18 protein-coding genes are annotated in these 20,604 nt (G+C 71.9%); 15 read left to right on the forward strand and 3 right to left on the reverse strand.

The window, feature by feature from the left end:
- Nucleotides 1-103: 103 nt before the first annotated feature.
- A complete protein-coding gene (locus ACQKIP_RS16685) occupies nt 104-1,507 on the reverse strand; it encodes an MFS transporter (RefSeq protein WP_365860050.1) in 1,404 nt (467 codons plus the stop codon).
- A 323-nt stretch (nt 1,508-1,830) separates the two neighbouring features.
- Here ACQKIP_RS16685 and ACQKIP_RS16690 point away from each other — a divergent pair, with 323 nt between their 5' ends.
- The 11 genes from ACQKIP_RS16690 to ACQKIP_RS16740 are packed head-to-tail and all read left to right on the forward strand — an operon-like array spanning nt 1,831 to nt 11,917.
- Nucleotides 1,831-3,318 (forward strand): aldehyde dehydrogenase family protein, encoded by a 1,488-nt coding sequence (locus tag ACQKIP_RS16690; protein WP_365860049.1) that lies wholly within the window; start codon nt 1,831-1,833, stop codon nt 3,316-3,318.
- A 24-nt stretch (nt 3,319-3,342) separates the two neighbouring features.
- Nucleotides 3,343-4,311 (forward strand): VOC family protein, encoded by a 969-nt coding sequence (locus tag ACQKIP_RS16695; RefSeq protein WP_365860048.1) that lies wholly within the window; start codon nt 3,343-3,345, stop codon nt 4,309-4,311.
- Nucleotides 4,308-5,105 carry an aspartate dehydrogenase domain-containing protein gene (locus ACQKIP_RS16700; protein WP_365860047.1) on the forward strand — a complete coding sequence of 266 codons (798 nt, stop codon included), beginning with the start codon at nt 4,308-4,310 and terminating at the stop codon, nt 5,103-5,105. The genes ACQKIP_RS16695 and ACQKIP_RS16700 overlap by 4 nt, the downstream gene beginning before the upstream one ends.
- Entirely contained in the window at nt 5,102-5,908 is an 807-nt protein-coding gene (locus ACQKIP_RS16705) for an alpha/beta fold hydrolase (RefSeq protein ID WP_365860046.1), read from the forward strand. Before ACQKIP_RS16700 ends, ACQKIP_RS16705 begins: the two co-directional genes overlap by 4 nt.
- A 14-nt stretch (nt 5,909-5,922) precedes the next feature.
- Complete coding sequence (locus ACQKIP_RS16710) at nt 5,923-6,444, forward strand: cupin domain-containing protein (protein WP_365860045.1); 522 nt, start codon at nt 5,923-5,925, stop codon at nt 6,442-6,444.
- On the forward strand, nt 6,437-7,195 hold the full coding sequence (locus ACQKIP_RS16715) for an SDR family oxidoreductase (protein ID WP_365860044.1): 759 nt from the start codon (nt 6,437-6,439) through the stop codon (nt 7,193-7,195). The genes ACQKIP_RS16710 and ACQKIP_RS16715 overlap by 8 nt, the downstream gene beginning before the upstream one ends.
- Before the next feature lie 19 nt (nt 7,196-7,214).
- Nucleotides 7,215-8,000 carry an SDR family oxidoreductase gene (locus ACQKIP_RS16720; protein ID WP_365860043.1) on the forward strand — a complete coding sequence of 262 codons (786 nt, stop codon included), beginning with the start codon at nt 7,215-7,217 and terminating at the stop codon, nt 7,998-8,000.
- Between the two features lie 11 nt (nt 8,001-8,011).
- Nucleotides 8,012-9,685: a thiamine pyrophosphate-binding protein gene (locus ACQKIP_RS16725; RefSeq protein ID WP_365860042.1), complete on the forward strand. Its 1,674-nt coding sequence runs from the start codon at nt 8,012-8,014 to the stop codon at nt 9,683-9,685.
- Nucleotides 9,686-9,697: 12 nt separating this feature from the next.
- Nucleotides 9,698-10,633 carry a PDR/VanB family oxidoreductase gene (locus ACQKIP_RS16730; protein ID WP_365860041.1) on the forward strand — a complete coding sequence of 312 codons (936 nt, stop codon included), beginning with the start codon at nt 9,698-9,700 and terminating at the stop codon, nt 10,631-10,633.
- A 34-nt stretch (nt 10,634-10,667) separates the two neighbouring features.
- Entirely contained in the window at nt 10,668-10,892 is a 225-nt protein-coding gene (locus tag ACQKIP_RS16735) for a recombinase-like helix-turn-helix domain-containing protein (protein ID WP_365860040.1), read from the forward strand.
- A 5-nt stretch (nt 10,893-10,897) separates the two neighbouring features.
- A complete protein-coding gene (locus ACQKIP_RS16740; RefSeq protein ID WP_365860039.1) occupies nt 10,898-11,917 on the forward strand; it encodes an aromatic ring-hydroxylating dioxygenase subunit alpha in 1,020 nt (339 codons plus the stop codon).
- A 4-nt stretch (nt 11,918-11,921) separates the two neighbouring features.
- On the opposite strand, the gene ACQKIP_RS16745 is transcribed toward ACQKIP_RS16740, so the two are convergent.
- Nucleotides 11,922-12,464 (reverse strand): MarR family winged helix-turn-helix transcriptional regulator, encoded by a 543-nt coding sequence (locus ACQKIP_RS16745; protein ID WP_365860038.1) that lies wholly within the window; start codon nt 12,462-12,464, stop codon nt 11,922-11,924.
- A 190-nt stretch (nt 12,465-12,654) separates the two neighbouring features.
- Here ACQKIP_RS16745 and ACQKIP_RS16750 point away from each other — a divergent pair, with 190 nt between their 5' ends.
- The 4 genes from ACQKIP_RS16750 (at nt 12,655) to ACQKIP_RS16765 (ending at nt 17,268) form a co-directional block, all read left to right on the forward strand.
- Complete coding sequence (locus ACQKIP_RS16750; RefSeq protein WP_365860037.1) at nt 12,655-13,326, forward strand: FadR/GntR family transcriptional regulator; 672 nt, start codon at nt 12,655-12,657, stop codon at nt 13,324-13,326.
- 140 nt (nt 13,327-13,466) lie between these two features.
- Nucleotides 13,467-14,501, forward strand: a complete 1,035-nt coding sequence (locus ACQKIP_RS16755; RefSeq protein ID WP_365860036.1) for a PAC2 family protein — start codon at nt 13,467-13,469, stop codon at nt 14,499-14,501.
- A 270-nt stretch (nt 14,502-14,771) separates the two neighbouring features.
- The gene (locus tag ACQKIP_RS16760) at nt 14,772-16,520 is read left to right on the forward strand and encodes a S8 family peptidase (RefSeq protein WP_365860035.1); all 1,749 of its coding nucleotides are present in this window, start codon (nt 14,772-14,774) and stop codon (nt 16,518-16,520) included.
- Between the two features lie 73 nt (nt 16,521-16,593).
- Nucleotides 16,594-17,268: a hypothetical protein gene (locus tag ACQKIP_RS16765; RefSeq protein ID WP_365860034.1), complete on the forward strand. Its 675-nt coding sequence runs from the start codon at nt 16,594-16,596 to the stop codon at nt 17,266-17,268.
- A gap of 96 nt (nt 17,269-17,364) precedes the next feature.
- Here ACQKIP_RS16765 and ACQKIP_RS16770 read toward each other — a convergent pair whose 3' ends face one another.
- Complete coding sequence (locus ACQKIP_RS16770) at nt 17,365-20,427, reverse strand: NPCBM/NEW2 domain-containing protein (RefSeq protein WP_427743301.1); 3,063 nt, start codon at nt 20,425-20,427, stop codon at nt 17,365-17,367.
- Nucleotides 20,428-20,604: the final 177 nt, after the last annotated feature.

Here is a 20,604-nt window from a genome sequence, read left to right on the forward strand (position 1 = left end):
CCGGCGTTTGAGGACGAACTCGGCGGAGCCGGTGATGACGGTACGTACAAGGCCCCTGCGCCGAGCGGGTTTTCGGGAAGGGGCGGGGTTGGGGAGAAAGCGCCTACGGCGAGACCTCCTCCAAGCGCCGCCCGGCAGTCTCCTCCGCCCCCACCGCGGCCACCACACACCCCACCAGCGCAACCGCCCCCAGCATCACGAACACCGTGGAGACGTTCCCGCCCGCATAGACGACCCCCACCACGATGGGCCCGAGGATCACCCCGAGCCGGTTCATGGCTCCGCCCACACTGCTCCCCAGCGCCCGCATCCGCGTGGGAAAGAGCTCCGGCGTGTACAGGTACAGGCAGATGTTGGAGCCGAAGAAGAAGACCGCAGCCAGCGAGGTCCACACGAGGACCTGAACCGGCGTATCCGCGCCGACGGCCGCAAGCGCCGCCAGCATCAGCGCCGCACCCCCCAGGCACCCCGCGATGACCTTCCGCCGCCCGAGCCCGTCGACCGTGAGCGCGGCGACAAGGCAGCCGAGCAGCCCCGCACAGGACGTGACCGTCGAATAGAGGAGCGCGTCGGAGAGGGTGAGGTCGTACCGGTTCTGGTAGATCGTCGGGAGCCAGGACGTGATCCCGTAGTTGACGAAGTAGCCGGTGAACCAGAGCACGCCGATCACCAGCGTCCGCCGCCGGTAGCGCCCGGCGAACAGGCCGCGCAGACCGGTTGCGGCCTCCCCCGGAGCGGCAACGGGCAACGCCTGTGAAGGCACCGCTGAAGGCACCGCGGGAACGGGCGGCAGGGGTTTCCCCGTGATCCGCTCGACCTCCCGCTCGATCCCGGCCATCACCACGCCCGCCTCCTCGGCCCTGCCGTGATCCGCGAGCCACCGCGGCGACTCGGGCACCTTGCGCTGTACGAGGATGCAGAGCAGCCCGGGCAGCGCGGCGAGGGCGTACATCCAGCGCCAGCCCAGGATCGGCACCACCCAGGCCGCGACTAGGGCGCCCACCGTGAGCCCCGCCGGGAACACCAGCTCGTACAGGAGGACGAACCGGCCGCGCTGGTGGCTGCGGGTGATCTCGGCGATGAACGTCGCCGCCACCGGCACCTCTCCCCCGATCGCCAGGCCCTGGACGAACCGCAGGGCCATGAAGGCGTCGGGCGACGTGGCGACGGACAGGGCGAGGTTGGCGACGCTGGACAGCGCCACGCACAGGGCGATGACCTTCACCCGGCCGATCCGGTCCGCGAGGCGCCCGGAGAGCAGCGCCCCGATCAGCATGCCGATGGAGCCGACGGTCAGGAGCAGTGTCGCCGCGGAGGTGCTGAGGTCCCATTCCTGGCGCAGTCCGGGCAGGGCGTAGGCGATCAGGAGCTGGTCGAAGGCCTCGAAGAAGGTGACCGCGCCCACGATGAGCCGGACGGTGACGTGCCAGCGGCACAGAGGGAGCCGTTCGAAGCGGGCGGCTATGGCGGCCCGGACCGCGCGGTCCGGGGATGCGTCGATCGTCATGCGGGAACTCCGCTGCTGAGGGGGCGGGGTGAGCGGGGGAACGCGACGGCCACGGAGTCTGGGGAAACTCAAGCCAAGAAGCGAGTAAGCGCAAAGTTTCTAAGCGCTTAAGTTGTACCGCCCCGACACCGGAGCACGTCAAGGGTCTCCACAGGGGAAATCCTCGAAGCTCGTCGACGGGTGGGTCTTGCGCTCCAGATATTTAAGCCCTTAGATTTCTAGCGCTTACCGAAGAACGTTCGGCGTCCGCCGCACACCGGGCCCCTCAAGTCCCCTGCGGTCGCGTTCCGTTCGGCCCCGTCCCGTTCCGCCAGGAGGCCTCCATGCTCCGCATCCCAGCCGACGAAGCACTCATCGCGGGTGAGTGGCGACGCGGCGCGGGCGCCCCGGCCAACACCGTCGACCCGGCCACGGGCCGCGTCCTCGCGTCCGTCCACGCGGTCTCCCCCGACGAGGTCGCCGAAGCGGCACGGGGGGCGGCCGAAGCCGCCGCCGACCCGCGCTGGCGCGACCTCCTGCCCCACCGGCGCGCCCTGCTCCTGCACCGCGTCGCCGAGCTGATCGAGGAGTCCGCGGACGACCTCGCCGCCCTCCAGACCGCCGACACGGGCAAGGCGCTCGCCGAGACCCGCGCCCTGGTGGGCAGCGCGGCGGCCACCTTCCGCTACACGGCCGCCGCCCTGGAGACCGCCGAGGAGGCGATCACACCCTCGCGCGGCGACTACGTGACGATGAGCGTGTACGAACCGATCGGCGTCGTCGGCGCGATCAACCCCTGGAACTCCCCCGTGGCCAGCGACGCCCAGAAGCTCGCCCCGGCCCTCGCGGGCGGCAACGCGGTCCTGCTCAAGCCCGCCGAGTGGACCCCGCTCGTCTCGCTCGCGCTCGGGCGCCTGATCACCCGCGCCCTGGCCGAACACGGCCTGCCCACCGCCCTGCTGTCCGTACTGACCGGGCGCGGCAGCGTCGTCGGCGACGCGATCGTCCGCGATCCGCGCGTCGGCAAGGTCACCTTCACCGGAGGCACCAGCACGGGCCGGACGCTCGCGCACGCCGCCGCGCAGAAGCTGATGCCTCTCTCGCTCGAACTGGGCGGCAAGTCCCCGACGGTCGTCCTCGCCGACGCCGACGTCGAGCAGGCACTGGCCGGCGTGATGTTCGGCGTCTTCTCCTCCAGCGGACAGTCCTGCATCGCGGGGTCACGGCTCTTCGTCGCCCGCGAGCTGTACGAGGAGTTCGTCGGTGAACTGGTGCGCAGGACCGAGAAGTTGCGCGTGGGTCCCGGAACCTCCCCGGACACCCGGGTGGCCCCCCTCGTCCACCACAAGCACCGGGACTCCGTCGCCTCGTACGTCGATCTCGCCCGCGAGGAAGGCGCCCGGGTACTGTGCGGCGGGAGCGTGCCGCAGGGCGCGGAGTACCGGGACGGGGCGTACTACCTGCCCACCGTTCTCGACGGGCTGCCCAACTCCTCGCGGACCTGCCAGGAGGAGATCTTCGGGCCCGTCCTGGTCGCGCTGCCCTTCGACGACGAGGACGACCTCGTACGGCAGGCCAACGACAGTGTCTACGGCCTGGCGTGCGGCATCTGGACCCGCGACCACCGGGCCGCCTGGCGGATAGCGCGGCGCGTCGACGCGGGCACGGTCTGGATCAACACCTACAAGCAGTTCAGCATCGCCACGCCCTTCGGCGGCACGAAGGAGAGCGGTCTCGGCCGCGAGAAGGGCCGCGACGGCATCCGCGCCTATCAGCGCCAGAAGTCCCTGTACTGGGGCGTCACCGACGCGCCTCTCCCCTGGGCCAACTGAACCCCCGTACCTCTGGAGCAGGTCATGTCCCTACCCTCTGCCGCCACAAGCCGCATCCCCTTGCCCCCGATCGCCCGGCTCCGCGCCCTGCGCTCCGTCGAGCTGCGCACCCCCTCCTTCACCGAGGCCGCCGACTTCTACCAGGAGGTCTGGGGCCTGGAGACCGTCGAGTCCGAGCGCGGCACCGCCGCCTGGCTGCGCGGTACCGGAGCCGAGCACCACGCCCTCCAGCTCACCCGCGCCGACCGCATCGGCCTCGGCAGGATCTCCTTCGCGGTGGGCACGCCCGCCGAGGTCGACGAGGCCGCCCGAAGGCTCCTCGCGCACGGCATCACACCGGTCGCGGGACCGGGACCGCTCGACCAGGTCGGCGGCGGCTACGGCCTGCGCTTCACCGACCCCGAGCACCGGCTGATCGAGATCAGCGCGGAGGTCCACGCGGTCGCGCCGCGCGGCCGGGACGGCGCCGTGCCGGTCGGCGTGACGCACGCGGTGCTCAACACGGCGGACATCGACGCCGCCGTGGCCTTCTACCGCGATGTCCTCGGGCTTCGCGTCTCCGACTGGTCCGAGCACCAGATGGCGTTCCTGCGCTGCAACGCCGACCACCACTGCATCGCCTTCAACCAGGCCGAGTGGGCCTCGCTCAACCACGTGGCGTACGAGATGAGTTCGGTCGACCACTTCATGCGGGGCCTCGGCCGGCTGCGGCACCACGGCATCGCCCCGCAGTGGGGTCCGGGGCGGCACGGGCCCGGCAACAACACCTTCTCCTACTTCACCGACCCCTCCGGACTCGTCTGCGAATACACCTCCGAGGTGGCGCAGATCGTGGAGGACGCGTGGATCGCGCGCGTCTGGCGGCGGGTGCCCGAGCTGTCCGACCTGTGGGGGACGGCGGGCCCGCCGTCGAAGGAGATCCGCTGCCACATGGCGGGGGCGCCCGACCCCGGCCCGCTGTCCCGCCCCGAAGCTCCGGAGGTCAAGGCATGAGCACCGTACGCAAGGTCGGCATCGTCGGCTGGGGTGCGATCGGACGTGTCGTCGGCGCCGCGCTCGCCGAACACAAAATAGCCGGCGCCGAGTTGACGTGCCTCGTCGACAACCGTCCGCTCGGCGACAGCGCCCCCGCCCCGCAGGTCTCCTTCGACGAGGCCATGGAGCGCTGCGACCTCATCGTGGAGGCGGCGGGACAGGGCGTCGTACGGGAATGGGGCGAGCGCGTCCTTGCCTCCGGGACCGATCTGCTGATCGCATCGACCGGCGCCCTCACCGACGAGGAGCTCTCCAAACGGCTCCTGGCCGCGGGACCCGGCCGGGTGTACTTCACCGGGGGCGCGGTCGGCGGGCTCGACCTGCTCCAGGCGGTGCGTTCGCTCGGGCCGCTCGACGAGGTGCGGCTCACCACCACGAAGCTGCCCGCCACGCTCGAACAGCCCTGGATGGACGCGGAGTTGCTGTCCCGGATGCGGACGGCCACCGGCCCGGTCGAGGTGATGGCCGGGACCGCACGCGATGTCCCCGTGAAATTCCCCAAGTCGACGAACGTCGCGGCCTCGGTCGCCCTCGCCGTCGGCGACCTGGACGCCGTGCGGGTCCGCGTCGTCGCCGATCCCGGCGCCCACCACACGCGGCACGTCGTCGAGGCGTCCGGCGCACAGGGGGCGTACCGCTTCGAGGTCGCGCATCTGCCGGACCCGGCCAACCCGGCGACCAGCCAGGTCGTGCCGTACGCGGTGCTGCGCAGCCTCGCGGCCCTCGCCGGGCGGACGGGCCAGATCCTGTGACCGCCGCCGCCCTCCATGTCGAGGAAGCGGGAGATGCCGGGCCGCTGCTGCTCTGCCTGCACGGCATCGGCTCCTCGTCGGCCGCCTTCGCACCGCAGCTCGCCGAGCTGTCCGCGTACATGCGGGTCATCGCCTGGGACGCGCCCGGTTACGCCAAGTCCGCCGATCCGGACGGTCCGCTGGACCTGGACGGCTTCGCCGACGCGGCGGCCGGTCTCATCCGCGAGCGCGGGGCGAGCGCCCACGTCCTCGGCGTCTCGTGGGGCGGGGTGATCGCCCTGCGGCTCGCGGCCCGGCACCCCGGACTCGTCGACTCACTGATCGTCGCGGACTCCAGCGCCGGTTCCGGCACCGACCCCGCCAAGGCCGACGCCATGCGGCAGCGGGCCGCCGAGCTCGCGGAACTGGGGCCGCAGGCGTTCGCCGAGCGGCGCGGGCCCCGGCTGGTCTCGCCGGACGCGCCCCCGCAGCTGGTCCGGCGGGTCATCGACACCATGGCCGCGTCCGTGCGCCTGCCCGGATACGCGTACGCCGCCGAGTCCATGGCCGGAGCCGATCTGCGCCCCGAGATCCCCGGCATCACGGCCCCCGCCCTCGTCCTCTGCGGCGCCAGGGACCAGGTCACCGGCGTCGAGGCCTCGCAGGCCATCGCCGGCGCCCTGCACAAGACCGCCTACGTGATCGTCAAGGACGCCGGTCACCTGGCCAACCAGGAGCGGCCCGGGGCCTTCAACGCCTGGGTCCTCTCCCACCTCCGCATCACCGCCCGTATCCCCGAGCACCCCATCCCCCAGCACCTCTGAGAAGGAGCCCCGCCATGCCTCTGACCACCACCGAGTACGACAACGGCGGCGACCTCGGCGCGTACACCGACTCGCTGATCGCCACCAAGGAGTCCCGTGTCGCGGACTTCAGCACGCTGTCCTTCCAGGAGAAGGCGGGCCCGCAGTACCGCCGCGGCCAGATCCGCTACGTCGGCTCCGGCGCGACCGGCAACCACGAGAACGACAGCCGCATCCTGCCCTCCGGCGGCTTCACCTTCTCCAACATGCTGCTCCCGCCCGGCGCCGAGGGCCCCGAGCACACCCACCACGACGTCGAGGAGGCCTTCTTCGTCCTGGAGGGCCAGGTCAAGGTGGGCATCCACCGGGGCGCCGACGAGGCGGAGTACCGCACGCTCGGCTACCGCGACATGATCGTCGTCCCGGCGGGCGTGGCACGCTCCCTGAAGAACGAGGGCGACACCGACGCGCTGTTCTGCGTCGTCATCGGCACGCAGAAGCCGCAGGTCCCCACCTACCCCGAGCACTCGCCGATGCACGGCGTCACCCGTGACTGAGACGTCACCCGTGAGCGGCGACCGCACCGTCGTCGTCACCGGAGCGGGCCGTGGCCTGGGACTGGCCATGGCCCGCCGGGCCGGCGAGGACGGCTTCCGGGTCGTCGTCGCCGAGGTGGACGCGGTGCGGGGCGGCGAGGCTGCCGCCGATCTGCGCGCGCAGGGCCTGGACGCGCACTTCGTACGGTGTGACGTCGCGGACCCGGCGTCGGTTAACGAACTCGCCGCGTTCGTGCGTGACTTGGGGCCTCTCTACGGACTGGTCAACAATGCCGCGCTCGCCAACGGCGTCGGCGGCAAGGAGTTCCAGGACATCGACGTCGAGGCGTGGGACCGCCTGATGGCGGTCAACGCCCGCAGCCCGTGGCTGGTCGCCAAGGCCCTCCACCCGCTCTTCTCCTCACCCGGCCGGATCGTGAACATCGCGTCGGACGCGGCCCTGTACGGGTCGCCGCGCCTGGCCCACTACATCGCGTCCAAGGGCGCGGTCATCGCCCTGACCAGGGCGATGGCGCGCGAGCTCGGCGACAGGGGGATCACCGCGAACGCGGTGGCGCCCGGACTCACCGAGGTCGAGGCCACCGAGACGGTGCCCGCCGAGCGGCATGCGCTCTACCGGGGCAACCGGGCCATCTCGCGCCCGCAGCAGCCGGACGACCTCGTCGGGCTCGTCTCCTTCCTCCTCTCCGAGGAATCCCGCTATCTGACCGGACAGGTGATCGCCGTCAACGGCGGCTTCACCATGAACTGACGCAACGGAGCTTCTAGTTATGGATCTGGGCCTCTCCGACCGGACCGTCCTGGTCACCGGCGGCAGCTCGGGCGTCGGCCTGGCCACGGTCCGCGCCCTGCTCGACGAGGGCGCGCGCGTCGCGACCTGCGGGCGTGACGCCGACCGCCTCGCGAAGGCGGCGGCAGGACTCGGCGGCGGCGACCGCCTCCTGACGGGGGTGTGCGACGTACGCGACGCGGACGCCGTACGGGAGTTCACCCGGCGCGCGGCAGACACCTTCGGCTCGCTCGACGGGCTCGTCAACAACGCGGGGCAGTCCCGTATGAAGGGCCTGGACGACTCGACCGCCGACGACTGGCGCGACGAGCTCGAGCTGAAGTTCGCCGGGGTCCTCAACCCCCTGCACGCCGCGCGCCCGCACCTGGCCGCGTCGGACGCGGCGAGCGTCGTCAACGTCAACGCGGTGCTCGCCAAGCAGCCCGAGCCCCGCCTCATCACCACCAGCGCGGCCCGCGCGGGCATCCTCAACCTCTCCAAGTCCCTGGCCGCGGAGCTCGCGCCGGACGGCATCCGGGTCAACTCGGTCTGCCTGGGCCTGATCGACACCGGCCAGTGGACGCGACGGCACGCGGCCGCCGAATCGGGCCTCGGCTACGAGGAGTGGCAGACGCAGCTCGCGGCGGACCGCGGCATCGCGCTGGGGCGGCTCGGCCGCGCGGAGGAGGTCGCGTACGCGATCGTCACGCTGCTCTCGCCCCGCGCCTCGTACACCACCGGCACCAGCATCGACGTCTGCGGCGGCGTCGGCCGCGGCATCCTCTGAGGAGCTCACCCATGCCAACCACGCCACCCACGCGGTACGCCACCGGCGGCGATCTCCTCGTCGCCGTCCTGCGGGAACTGGGCATCGACACGGTCTTCGGGATCGTCAGCGTGCACAATCTGCCGCTGGTGGAGGCCGTCGACCGGGAGCTGCGCTTCGTCCCGGTGCGGCACGAGGCGACCGCCGTGAACGCCGCCGACGCCTACGGCCGGGCCCGCGGCTCCCTCGGCTGCGCGCTCACCTCGACCGGCACCGGCGCGGGCAACGCGGCCGGTTCCCTGGTCGAGGCGCTGAGCGCGGGCACCTCCGTCCTGCACGTCACGGGCCAGGTCGAGTCCGGGTTCCTGGGCAGCGGCCGCGGCTTCATCCACGAGACCAAGGACCAGCTGGGCATGCTCGGCGCGGTGTCCAAGTACGCCGCGACCATCCCGTCCGCCGACACGGCCGCCGGGATCCTCCGCGAGGCGGCCCGGGCGGCACTGACGGACCCCGGCGGCCCGGCGAGCGTGGAGTGGCCGGTGGACCTCCAGTACGCGGAGCAGCAGGACACGGACCACTCGGCGAGCACGCCCCCGGCGGGCACCGAACCGCCCCGGATCGCCGCCCGCCCGGTTCCCGCCGAGGGGGAACTCACCGGCGCTCGATCCCTCCTCGCCGCCGCCCGGCGCCCCCTCATCTGGGCCGGCGGCGGAGCCACCCGCGCCCGCACCCAGCTGGCCGAGCTGCTGCACGCCACCGGCGCGGGGCTGCTCACCTCCAACTCCGGGCGGGGTTCCGTGCCCGAGGACCACCCGCAGGTCATCGGCAACTTCGCCACCACCCCGGCCGCCCGCGCCCTCCTCACGGACGCGGACCTGCTGCTCACCATCGGCACGCACTTCCGGTCCAACGAGACCGCCGACTACGGACTCGCGCTCCCCGAGGCGCACATCCAGATCGACGTCGACGCCGACGCCCTCGGCCGGGTGTACCCCGCCCGGCACGCCCTGCACGGTCACGCCCCCGACGTGCTCGCCGCCCTGCTACCGCACGCGCACCGCGCCGAGGAGAGCTGGACGCACCGCGTCGCCGCCGTCCGCCGGGACGTCCGCGCCACGCTGCACGACAACATCGGCCCCCAGGCCGCGATCTGCGACGCCATCCGGGCCGCACTGCCCCGCGAGGCGGTGGTGGCCCGCGACGTGACCATCCCGTCCAGCAGCTGGGGCAACCGGCTCCTGGAGATGTACGACCCCCGCGACAACGTCTTCCCGCGCGGCGGCGGCATCGGGCAGGGCCTGGGCATGGGCATCGGCGCGGCGCTCGCCCGGCCCGACGCACCCACGGTCGTCCTCGCGGGTGACGGCGGCCTCGCCGTCCACCTGGGCGAACTGCTCACCCTCGCCCAGGAGCGGCCCCGGCTGACCCTGGTCGTCTTCAACGACGGCGGCTACGGAGTGCTCCGCAACATGCAGGACCGCTACAGCGAGCGCCGCTCCGGAGTCGACCTCGCCACACCCGACTTCGAACTCCTCGCCCGGGCCTGCGGCCTCGCGTACGCGCGGATCGCCGCCGAGGAGCACGCGCAGCCCGTGATCAGCCATGCCGTCGCCTCCGACGGGCCGACCCTCGTCGAGGTCGACCTGGCGAGCCTCGGCCCGATGAAGAACCCGTTCACCCCGCCCGTCAAGATCCCCGGCCAGTGAGGAGGACCGACCATGACCGACAGTGAACTCATACTGCTGGTACGCCGTATGACCTGGGAGGCGGACGGGGTCCTCTCCGTCGAACTCGTCCACCCGGACGGCAAGCCGCTGCCCGCCTGGACCCCCGGCGCGCATCTCGACCTCCACACCGGAGGCCACGTACGCCAGTACAGCCTGTGCGGCGATCCGCGGGACACGGCCACGTACCGCATCGGAGTCCTCAACGAGGCCTCGTCGCGGGGCGGTTCGCGGCACGTGCACACCAAGCTGCGGCCCGGCCAGACGGTCACCGCATCCGAACCGCGCAACCACTTCGCGCTCGAGGACGCCCCCGGCTACCTCTTCGTCGCGGGCGGCATCGGCATCACCCCGCTCCTCGCCATGGCCCGCGAGGCCGCGCGGCGCGGAGCCGACTGGCGCATGGTCTACGGCGGACGCACCAGGGGGTCGATGGCGTTCACCGACGAACTGGGCGCGCTTGAAGGCGACTTGGCGCTCATCCCGCAGGACGAGCTCGGCCATATCGACATCGCCGCGGCGCTCGCCGGTCTGCCCGGGGACACGCTCGTGTACTGCTGCGGCCCCGAGCCCCTGCTGGCCGCCGTGGAGGCCGCCGCCCCGGCGGACCGGCTGCGCGTGGAGCGGTTCGCCGCGCCCGTCGTGGAGCGGGCCGGGGACGAGTCCGCGTTCGAGGTGGAGTGCCGCCGCTCCGGCGTGACCCTCTCCGTCGGCGAGGACACCTCGGTGCTCCAGGCGGCCGAGGCCGCGGGCCTGACCGTGACCAGCTCCTGCCAGGAAGGCATCTGCGGCAGCTGCGAGACCCGCGTGCTCGACGGCACGCCCGACCACCGCGACTTCCTGCTCAGCGAGGCCGAGCACGCGGCGAACGCCTCGATGATGATCTGCGTCTCGCGCTGCGCGTCCGGCCGTCTCGTCCTCGACCTGTGATTCCCCGATCCGTGATTCCCCACCGGAGGCAACCGTGACCACCACCTGGCCGTACCTGGACGTCCACCAGTCCCGTACGCACGAGCCCACCCCCTACGAGTACAAACTCGCGGCCACCCTCGAAGAGGTCTTCACCAAGGAGGGCCATGAACTCTCCGACGTCGTACGCGGCTTGAACAGCCGTCAGGTCCACGCGCCGAACGGCACCCCCTGGACCGAAGAATCCTTCCGCGCCGAGATGAACCGACTGGGAGCGTGACCCCGATGACCACCCCTGCCGGATCCACCGCTTCCGCAGACCACATCTACGCCACCGGGCTGCGCAACCAGTGGCACCCCGTCGTCCCCTCGGACTTCGTCGCCCCCGGTGCCATGCGCAAGGTCACCGCGCTCGGCGAGCAGTGGCTGCTCTTCCGCCGTTCCGACGGCGCCCTGTCGATGCTCGCCGACCGCTGTCCGCACCGCGGCGCCCCGCTCTCCCTGGGAAAGCACCTCGGTGACCGGGTGGCCTGCTGGTACCACGGCGTGGAGATCGAGACCGACGGCACCGTCTCCTCCGTACCGGGCCTGCCCGGCTGCAATCTGGAGGGAAAGAAACTCGTCACGTCGCTGCCCGTGCGGGAGATCGGCGGCGCGATCCTGGCGTACTTCGGCGACGAGAAACACCCGGAGCCCGCCGGACTGACGCTGCCCGAACCGCTCACCGACCCCGACGTCGACGCGATCCTGTGCTACGCGGAGTGGAACGGCCCGTGGCGGTTCGCGGTGGAGAACCTCCTCGACCCGATGCACGGCGCCTTCCTGCACCACGAGTCGCACACGATGTACGACGGCGACACGACCGCCAAGTTCCGCATCCGGGAGACCGACCGCGGCTACTTCTTCGAGAAGACCGACCAGCGGGGCGTCAACTTCGACTGGGTGGAGCTGTGCCGCACCGGCGTGGACTGGGTGGACCTGACCATTCCCTACCCGCCGTCGGCAGGCCCCGGTGGCCCGTTCGGGATCGTCGGCATGGTCTGCCCGGTCGACGAGAACCGCACCGGTGTCTTCTTCTGGCGCTACCGCCGCGTGCAGGGCTGGCAGCGCGACACCTGGCGCTTCCTCTACAAGACCCTCATCGAGGAGCGCCACTGGCAGGTCCTGGAGCAGGACCGGGTGATGCTGGAGGCGATGCCCGCCGACGCCGACCAGCGCGAGAACCTCTACCAGCACGACCTGGGCGTGGTCAGGCTGCGCCGGATGTACCGCGCGGAGGCGGAGGCCCAGGCCGCCGCTCCGTGACGGCTCAGGCCTCCGTCTCGCCGGGTGCGTCGGAGTCGGTGATGGACCGCTCCAGCTTGGACATCAGACGGGCCAGCTGACGGCATTCGGCCGGGGAGAGTCCGTCGAGCATCCGGCGTTCGTTGTCGAGATGCTCGGCGAACACCTCGTCGATCTTGGCCAGACCCGCTTCGGTGAGCCGTGAGTAGACGACGCGGCGGTCCTCCGCGTCGCGCTCGCGCACGATCAGGCCGTCCTTCTCCAGGCGGTCGATGCGCAGGGTCACCCCGGCCGACGAGACGAGTCCGGAGTCGGCGAGCTGGCCCGCCGTGAGCCGGTAGGGCGCCCCGGCCCTGCGCAGCGCGGTCAGCACGTCGAACCCGGCGACCGCCAGGCCGTGCCGCTCGATGGCCGTGGTCAGCCGGGTGTTGTAGCGCAGGAAGGTGCGGTGCAGCCGCGCGAGCACCTCCAGGGGCGAGGTGTCGAGTTCCGGCCGCTCTCTGGCCCAGTCCTCGATGATCGATGCGACCGCGTCCCGCTGGGCCCCCGCCGACTTCTTCCCGGCCATGTGCCGTAGCCTCCCTCTCGCCCGTCCCGCGATCAGTGCCGTTCCGCGATCAGTGCCCTCCCGCGGCCAGTACGGAAATCTTAGCCCTGAGAGAAGTACGTATTCGCTGGACCACGTGCACGACGGCGCCGGGACGCGCCATACTCGTCCGATACATCGGATGTCTTTTGTCTTGCGAGGCGAGGTCCCCATGGCTGTCACCGACGAGGCCATCGAAAAGATCAAGGGCATGATCGTCTCCGGTGCCCTGCGCCCCGGCGACCGACTGCCCAAGGAGAGTGAACTCGCCGCCGACCTGGGCCTTTCCCGCAACTCGCTGCGCGAGGCGGTGCGCGCCCTCTCGCTGATCCGCATCCTCGACGTACGCCAGGGCGACGGTACGTACGTCACGAGCCTGGACCCGCAGCTGCTGCTCGAAGCCCTGAGCTTCGTCGTCGACTTCCACCGCGACGACACGGTCCTGGAGTTCCTCGCGGTGCGCCGCATCCTGGAACCGGCCGCCACGGCCATGGCGAGCGTGCGCATCACCGAGGCCGAACTCGACGTGCTCACCGCACAGCTGGACGCCCTGGGGGCGGCCCCTTCGGTGGAGGAACTGGTCGCCTGCGACCTGGAGTTCCACCGCGGCATCGTCCAGTCGTCCGGCAACTCCGTGCTCTGCTCGCTCCTGGACGGCCTGTCCGGACCCACCACCCGGGCCCGCGTCTGGCGCGGCCTCACCCAGGAGGACGCCGTCAGCCGGACCCTGCACGAGCACCGGGCGATCCTCGCCGCACTGCGCGACCGCGACGCCGAAGCGGCCAGGTCGTGGGCGACGGTGCACATCGCGAGCGTGGAGCAGTGGCTGCGCTCCACGCTGTGAAGCAGGGCCGCCGAGGGAGTGCGCGGACCTCCGGCGGGGCAGTGATCCGTTCATCGCGGCCCGCGCAAGGGGGCTGCGGAGGGACCTGCCGGACGCCGTAAGGTTGGGGCGTACGTAAAGGACATCGGAAGGAGGCCTGGGTGATCGAGCTCGAGGGAGTTCCCGAGCTGGTCGACCCGGTCATGGTGGCCGCGTTCGAGGGCTGGAACGACGCCGGCGACGCCGCCTCCACCGCGGTCGCGCATCTCGACAAGGAGTGGAAGGGCGAGGTCTTCGCGGCACTGGACGCCGAGGACTACTACGACTTCCAGGTCAACCGCCCCACGGTCTTCCTGGAAGGCGGCGTCCGCAAGATCACCTGGCCGACGACCCGGCTCTCGGTGATCCGCGTGGGCGGCGACAAGCCGCGCGACCTCGTCCTGGTCCGCGGGATCGAGCCGTCGATGCGCTGGCGTTCGTTCTGCAACGAGATCCTGGGCTTCGCCCACGAGCTGGGCGTGGAGCTCGTGGTGATCATGGGGGCGCTGCTCGGCGACACCCCGCACACCCGCCCCGTCCCGGTCAGCGGCGTCACCTCCGACCCGGACCTGGCCCGCACGATGGACCTGGAGGAGACGAAGTACGAGGGCCCCACGGGCATCGTCGGCATCCTCCAGGAGGCGTGCACGCACGCGGGCGTCCCCGCGGTGAGCCTGTGGGCGGCCGTCCCGCACTACGTCTCGCAGCCGCCGAACCCGAAGGCCACGCTCGCCCTCCTGAACCGCCTCGAAGACCTCATCGGCCTGCGGATCCCGCTCGGCGATCTCGCCGAGGACGCCCGCGCCTGGCAGGTGGGCGTGGACCAGCTCGCGGCCGAGGACAGCGAGGTCGCCGAGTACGTCCAGTCGCTCGAAGAGGCACGGGACACGGCCGAGCTGCCCGAGGCGAGCGGCGAGGCGATCGCCCGCGAGTTCGAGCGCTATCTGCGGCGGCGCGACGGCGGCGGTCCGCCGCAGGCCGGCGGGCACGCCACGGACGGCGGTGACCGCACCCGCCCGCCGAAGCCGCAGCCGCGCACGGACCCGCCGGGACCGGAGCCCGGCGCGGAGCAGGAGCCGGAGCCGGAGCCCGAGCAGGGCGAGAAGAGCGGCGGCGAATCCGGACCGTCTGATTCCTCCGAGGACCACGAGGACTGACGAGAGCGACGACACCGCATGGGGCGGCATCCGCAAGGATGCCGCCCCACTGCGTTGCGCCCGCCCCTCCACTGCGTTGCCCCCGGTGACGTATGGCCGGAATGAGGCGTGACATCGCCTTCCGGACGAATTGCGCGAGGTTCCCTTAACTCCTTGATTTCAAACGTAGTTGGGGCAAAGGGGGTGGACGAGCCCGCCCGGCAGTAGCAAGGTGTGCCCCGGATGCGCGGCCACAGCGCACAGCACGGCACCCGAAGGGAGCGGTGAGCGATGACCGACCAGACAGAGCCGGCAGGGGGACCGGGAGCCAGCGGCCCGGGGCCCGACGGTGCGGGATTCACCTACCGGGCGTCCGAGCAGGAGCTGATCGTCGTCGCACGGCCCGAGGCCCGGCTGCGCGCCGGGAGCGAGGGCGTCCGCTCGGCGGCGGGCTCCGACGTGTCGGCCCTGAACATGTTCCTCAGCGACGAACAGCTCGCCATGGAGCCGCTGTTCGGCAACGAGGAGCGCCTGCGCGCCGCGGCCCGCGAGCGCACCGGCACCGACGAGGGCGGCGACGTGCCGGACCTCGCGCTCTTCTACCGGGTGCGCGGCGGCGAGAGCAGGGCGCAGGAGCTGCGCTCACGGATCGCCGCGCTGCCGGAGATCGACACGGCGTACGTCAAACCGGGCGCGGTCCCGGCCACGATCGATTCGCCCGCCGTCGGCGAATCGGGGCGCCGCAAGGAAGGCGCCCCCGTCACCCCCGACTTCACCGGCCGCCAGGGCTATCTGCGCCCGGCGCCCGAAGGCGTGGACGCGCACTGGGCGTGGCAGCGGCTCGGCGGTTCGGGCGAGGGCATCACGGTGATCGACGTCGAGGGCGCCTGGCAGCTGGGACACGAGGACCTGACCGGCAAGCTCTCCGGCGTGGTCATCGGCACCCCGATCCAGGACCTGGCCTGGCGCAACCACGGCACCGCGGTGATCGGCGTGATCGGCGGCGACCGCAACTACGTGGGCATCAACGGCATCGCCCCCGAGGCCACGACCGCGGCGGCCTCCTTCCAGCCCCTGGGCACCGCGGCCACGATCCACGCGGCGGCGGAGCGGCTTGCCCCCGGCGACATCGTGCTGATCGAACTGCACCGCCCCGGCCCGCGCTTCGACTTCGAACCGCGCGACGACCAGCGGGGCTACATCGCCCTGGAGTGGTGGCCCGACGACTACGCGGCCATCCGCCACGCCACCGCGAAGGGCGTCATCGTCGTCGGCGCGGCGGGCAACGGCGCGGAGTCCCTGGACGACGCGGTGTACGAACGCAGGCCCGACGAGTTCCCCGAGTCGTGGCGCAACCCCTTCAACCCCTCCAACCGGCCCTCGCGCGCCGTCCTGGTCGGAGCGGGCGCACCGCCGCCCGGCACGCACGGCCGCGACCACGGCCCCGACCGCTCCCGCCTGGCCTTCTCCAACTACGGCGCCCGGGTGGACGCCCAGGGCTGGGGCCGCGAGACCACCACGACCGGCGGCTCCTGGAACAAGCCGGGCGATCTGCAGGGCGGCACCGAGGAGATCGCCTGGTACACGGACACGTTCTCCGGCACCTCGTCGGCCTCGCCGGTCGTCGTCGGCGCGCTCGCCTGTCTCCAGGGCATGCTGAAGGCCGCGGGCCAGCAGCTGATGTCCCCGGACCGCGCGCGGGCGATGCTGCGCTCGACGGGCTCGCCGCAGCAGGACGCGCCGGGCCGTCCCGCGTCCCAGCGGATCGGCAACCGCCCCGACATCAGGTCGGCGGTCACGAACCTCCTGCCGTCGGCGGTGGGCTCGGGGCAGGCCGAGCGCTACTGGGACGAGCTGATCCCCTATCCCCCCGAACTCCCGCCGCGCCTGCGGCTCTTCGTCGCCGGCGAGTGGCGCAACCTGAACAACCCGTCCGACGGCATCCGCCAGGCGGTGCACGCCGCCTTCGCGGGCGGGCATCCCGACGTACGCGTCTGGTTCTCGGACGACGAGGTCGTCGGCCTGGTCGTCACGGGCTGAGGCATCCGCCTGATGCCGGAGCACCAGGCGCATCCCCGAGGCACCACAACCATTGAGGGAAGGTGGCACCCGCATGAGCACCACCCCGTACATGAGTCCCATGCAGCAGCAAGGCCAGCAGTACGGACCTCAGCAGCAGTTCGGCCAGCAGCAGCCGGGCCAGCAGCAGTTCGGCCCCCAGCAGGGCCAGCAGCAGGGCCCGAGCACCGCGCCTCCGCAGCAGTTCGGCCAGCAGCAGTTCGGGCAGCAGCCCAGCGACCAGCAGCAGTACCAGCAGCAGCCGTTCGGCCAGCGGCAGTCAGGCCGCCAGGGGATGTCCCCCATGCAGGGCCAGCCGGGGATCCACGGGCAGCAGGGCATGCAGGGAGGCATGCAGGGGCAGCAAGGCATGCAGCAGGTACCGCCGCAGCTGCACCAGCAGCTTCAGCAGCTCGGCCAGCAGCAGCCGTTCCAGCAGCTGCTCCAGCAGTTCGGCCAGGAGCAGGTGCCGCAGGCCCAGGCGCCCCAGATCTCCACGCAGGCGCTGGCCTCGAACGTCGCGACGTCGTTCTGGGACGTCGTCCAGCCCCTCCCCGGCCAGGCGTCGACCCTCTACCTGTTCGTCGACAACGACTGGCGCGTGTTCGTCAATCCCAGCCAGCAGGCCCACGACGAGGTCCAGGAAGCGTTCGCCTTCGGGCAGAAGGTGATCGGCTACTACGACACGAACAACCCGGCGTACCTCCTGGCCATCGTGGTCACCAGGTGACGGTCACCGCCGTCGCGTGAAGAAGACGGCGGCGCCGGGCGGAGACCTTTCCCGCCCGGCGCCGCTCCCTGTCCTGCTGCCTGCCCGGTGTCCGGGCTAGGCGCAGCTGAACCTCGCCGCCGCCCAGTCCGCGTGGTCCCCGCTCTTGGAGCCGTTGGTGTCGGTCGCCTTCAGCTGCACGTGCCGGGCCCCGCTCACGTCGACGTCCACCGGCACGGTCGCCGAGGCGCCCGTCACCCGGGGAGAGGTCCACAGCACCTTGCCGTCGGCCTCGACCGAGAAGGCCACCTCTCCGTAGCCGTTGATCTCGTCGTCGATGCCCACGTCGGCGGTGAGCCTGGTGCACTGCCCGCCCGTGTAGACCTCGATCGCGGAGTCGGCGTGGGTGCCGATGCCCTTCTCGTACGTCTTCCCGGCCAGGGTCAGCGGGTGGCCGTCCGCGGCGCCCGACTCGCCGTTGCTGCGGTCGCGTTCGGCGGGGCCGTAGCCGTTGGCCGACGTGAGCCACTCCATGTCGCTCGCCCAGGTGTCCGCCGTCGGCGCCGGAGGCATGCCGTCGACCGCGATCCGCTGGGTCGCGGTGCGGTCCTGGCCCGCCGAGCGGTGGCGGGCCCGCGCCGTCAGCGTCTTCTCTCCGGGGTCGGCGTCCGCGGGCGGGGTGACGGCGACCTCGACGCGGCGCGTGGTGCCCGCCTCGACGCGGCCGGCGTGCGCAGTGCCCGCGGTCCAGCCCTCCGGCACGTCCAGGGTGACGTCGACGCCGGTGGCATCCCGCGTCCCCGCCGTGACATCGACGGCGACCTTGCCCGCCGACCCCGCCCCGAGTTCCTGTCCGGCGGGGGCGCTCAGGGTGGCGCCCGCGCCGGGCACGGCGCCGCCGACCGCGCTCGTGTCGTCCAGTGCGAGCTCGAACGCCCGGTCCGTGCGCAGCGCCGCCGTCTTCACCCGCACGACACCGCCCCGGTCGTCCCGGTCGTAGAACCAGCCCTGCGCGGCCTTCTCGTACGCCGTCTTCGACGCGAGCCGCGCCAGCTTGTCGCCGCCCAGCTCCACGCGGCCCGGCGCGTCACCGGTGTGCAGGGTGAACGCGTAGGGCCGCCTGGTCTGCTTGCCGCTGAACTCCCCCTTGCTCGCCCCGATACGCACCCGCACGTCGCCCGCCCCGGAACGGGGCGCATCGACGTCGGCGCGCTGGGTGGCGTACTTGCCGTCGCGGTGCTGCCTGCTCACGCCGTCGTCCTCGTACAGCTCGAAGGAGGACTTCCCCTGCGGGTAGATGTCCCAGGCCAGCGGCGAGCCGGCGGTGCGGTCCTTGTAGGACCTGATGCCGCCGGGCCACATCGGTACGGCGGCGCCCGCCTTGACGAAGAGGGGCAGGGTGTCGAGGGGCGCGCTGTAGCCGTCGACCGTCGTCGGCCCTTGGTACGTACGGCCGCTCCAGTAGTCGGTCCAGGTGCCCTCGGGCAGATAGATGCCGTCGCGGACCGTCGTGTCCTGGTAGACGGGCGCGACGAGGAAGTCCTCGCCCGTCAGGAACTCGTACTTGGCCGCGTCCGTGGCCGCCTTCGGGTCGTCGGGATATTCCAGGGCCAGCGGCCGCACGGCTCCGACGCCCGTCTTCGTCGCCTCGTGGCCGTACGAGTAGAGGTAGGGCAGCAGCGCCTCGTGCAGCTTGAGGTACGTGCGGTTGACGGCGGTGTAGGGCTCTCCGTAGCGGAAGGGCTGCTTGTCGCTGGCCGCCCAGCCGTCCATCGTCATCGTGACCGGCAGGAAGGACTTCCACTGGAGATCACGTACGTACGTCTTGGCGCTGCCGCCGAAGATGCCGTCCACGTCACCGGTCGTGTAGGCGAGGCCGGACATGGTCGCGCCCGCGTACGTGGGGATCTGCCAGCGGATGTACTCCCAGCTGCCGCTCTGGTCCCCCGACCACTGCACCCCGCAGCGCTGGGCGCCCGACCAGCTCTCGGGGGCCCAGGTGAAGCCGCGGGCACCACTGTTGTCCTCGATGCCCTTGTACGCGTCCTTGCAGCCGTCCAGGGCCTTCTTGTAGCCGTCGCCGACCCAGGCCACGTCCAGCTTGGCGACCCGCTGCCCCGCCCTGACCTGGTCGGCGATCTTGTCGATGCCGTCCTCGGTCCACAGACCGAGCTGCATGTCGCGGTCCTGGAGCCCTTCGGCCGTCTCGGCGAGGTCTTCGTAGCCGCAGCCGTAGCCGTCGTTGACGAGCATCCAGCCGTTCGGCATGTCGTGCTTCTTGTACTCGTCGGCGACCTTCAGGGCATCGAGGGTGTGGCGTTCGCCCTGGTTGGCGTTGTGGAGGTAGCAGTCGGCGTCCCCGATCTCCATCCCGTAGACGGGCGGCAGGAAGGGTTTGCCGGTGAGCTTGGTGTACTGCCCTATGACGCCCTTGACGTCCTTGTCGGCGCGGCCCGCGAAGTAGTAGGCGTCGAAGCGCCGCTCCTTGGCCGTGGCCGTCACCGGCTCGGCGAAGTCATAGGTGTTGGGCGCGTAGGTGTTCCGGAAGACGCCGTAGCCCTTCGAGGACAGGTAGAAGGGCACGGAGTTGGGGTGGCCGCCGTCGTCCCAGTTGTAGTCGACGCTCACCTCCACCTTCGTGCCCCGGTGCGAGGTGTTGGCGCGCCCGTTCTGCATCCCGGCGCCGTAGTACTGCTCGTCGGCGCCGCGGGCCAGGCTCTGCGTGGTGGCGTCCTTGGTCCAGCTCAGGCCCTTGGACTCGGCCCAGATCTCGCTGCCGTCGGCGCGGTACAGGGCGAAGCGGAGCGGGGACTTGTAGGCGCGCAGCGTCACCTCGGAGGTGCGCAGTTCGTAGCGGTCGCCCTTGTCGGACCACTGGGTGCGCGGCGGGTCGCCCTGCGGAAGGACGATGTCCTTGCCGGTGGGGTCGGTGAAGTCGCCGTCGGGGGCGAGTTCGAGGCGGAAGGACTCCTGCGACACGAAACTGACGCGGGCCTCGGCCCGGCCCGCGGTGAGCCGGTAGACGGAGCCTTCGGCGGCGAAGCCGGTGACGTCCCCGACGGTGGTCGCGGGATCGTCGGCGGCCTGCGCGGCGCCGCCGCCGGGTCCGGCGAACACCGCGAGGAGGCCGAGCAGGGCGGCGGCGACGGCCGCCCGTCTGGAGCGAGTGGGTGGTCTCATGGCGGTGGTCTAGCGCGCCGGCCGGTGCGGGGGCCATGGACTTTGATGGGCCGCTCCTGGATTTCCGGAGCGGCCCATTCGGTGGGTGGTGGCTACCCGGCCACTGCCCGGTGACTAGAGAGCAACGCCCAGCAGCGCGTCCACGGCACGCGACACGACGCCGGGGGCGCCCTCGTC

The sequence above is a fragment of the Streptomyces sp. NPDC059900 genome (assembly GCF_050270335.1).
Classification (GTDB): Bacteria; Actinomycetota; Actinomycetes; order Streptomycetales; family Streptomycetaceae; genus Streptomyces.